We start from the raw sequence: 1,510 nt of genomic DNA, 5'->3' as shown, positions 1-1,510 counted from the left end.
CCCGACGCCGCGGCCACCGCCACCGCGCCTGCCGCCGCCCCGATGCTCAAGGATGCTGAAACCGTGAAAGCGTCGTTCAGCTTCAAGCCCACGGCCAACCCCGACGACCCTAAGCACCCGCGCACCGTGGCCCACCTGCTGGTGGATGGCAGCCAGCCGCTCGATATCGACTTGGGCAAGTTCCCTACCCAGCCCGACATGGTGACCGGCGACAAAGCCAAAGCCGCCAACTTCCCCGATGGCATGCTCATGGGCTTCCGCAGCTACGATGCCATGACCGGCATCAGCCAGGACCTAGCCGTGCTGCACCCCGACGCCCGCCACCTGCGCGTGGTGCAGCGCCGCGTGGACGAAACTAATCCCGAGGTCGCCAAATTCGAAACCTCGCGCGAAGTGCCCCTGCCCGCCAACACAATGGTGGTAGCGGCCCCCGTGCCCGCCGCAAAGAAAACGGCCGCCAAAAAGTAGCCGGCCCAGTTCAAATTGCTTCCGGAAGAGGCGCGCAAGGCACGGGAGCCCGTACTTTGTGCGCCTCTTTTGCTTACGCCATGCCCACCGGAACCCTCCTGCTCATCGATGACGAAGCCATGCTGCGCCAGGCCGTGGCCCGCACCCTGGAGCTGGAGGGCTATACCGTTCGCCAGGCTCCCGACGCCATGCGGGGCATCGAAGCGCTGCGCGACCTCGCTTCCGAAGTTCTGGTGGTGCTGAGCGACGTGAAGCTGCCCGACGGCCGCGGCCTCGACCTGCTGCCCCGCTACAAAGCCCTGGCCCCCCTGGCCGAAGTGGTGCTGATGACGGCCTTCGGTACCATTGCCGACGGCGTGCGGGCCATGAAGGAAGGCGCTTTCGACTACCTCACCAAGGGCGACGCCGACGACCAGCTGGTGGTAGTGGTGGAGCGCGCCGCCGAAAAAGCCCGCCTGCAGCGCCGGGTGGCCGATTTGGAAAAGAAAGTGGGCGCCCAGTACAGCTTCGAGTCGATGATTGGGCACGCGCCGGCCCTGGAGCAGGCCAAGAAGCTGGCCCAGCGCGCCGCGCCTACCGACTCGACGGTGCTGCTGGAAGGTCCTACCGGCGCGGGCAAGGAGCTGTTCGCCCAGGCCATTCACCAGGCCAGCGCGCGGCGCAGCAAGCCGTTTGTGGCCGTGAACTGCTCGGCCTTTCCGAAGGATTTGCTGGAATCGGAGCTGTTTGGCTACAAAAAAGGGGCTTTCACGGGCGCGCTGGCTGATAAGAAGGGCTTGCTGGAAGAAGCCAGCGGCGGCACCATTTTCTTGGACGAGATTGGCGAGCTGGAGCTGAACGTGCAAGCCAAGTTCCTGCGGGTGCTCGAAACGCGGCAGTTTACCAAGCTGGGCGACACCCGGCCCACCAGCGTGGATGTGCGCATTGTGGCCGCCACCAACCGCAACCTGCGCGAGGAGGCCGAGGCCGGCCACTTTCGGCCCGACCTGTACTACCGCCTGGCCGTGTTCACGGTGCCCGTGCCGGGCCTGAACGAGCGCCG

Annotated in this window: 2 protein-coding genes; both read left to right on the top strand. The window is 66.0% G+C overall.

Annotated elements, in window-relative coordinates:
- The coding region (locus ACYVDE_RS22540; protein ID WP_460503780.1) for a hypothetical protein at positions 1–468 on the top strand (468 nt) is incomplete at its 5' end.
- Positions 469–548: 80 nt separating this feature from the next.
- Positions 549–1,510, top strand: a 962-nt coding sequence (locus ACYVDE_RS22535) for a sigma-54-dependent transcriptional regulator (protein WP_460503779.1), incomplete at its 3' end; no start/stop codon positions are given.

This window comes from Hymenobacter agri (genome assembly GCF_054778495.1).
This window is presented reverse-complemented; position numbering and strand designations above follow the sequence as displayed.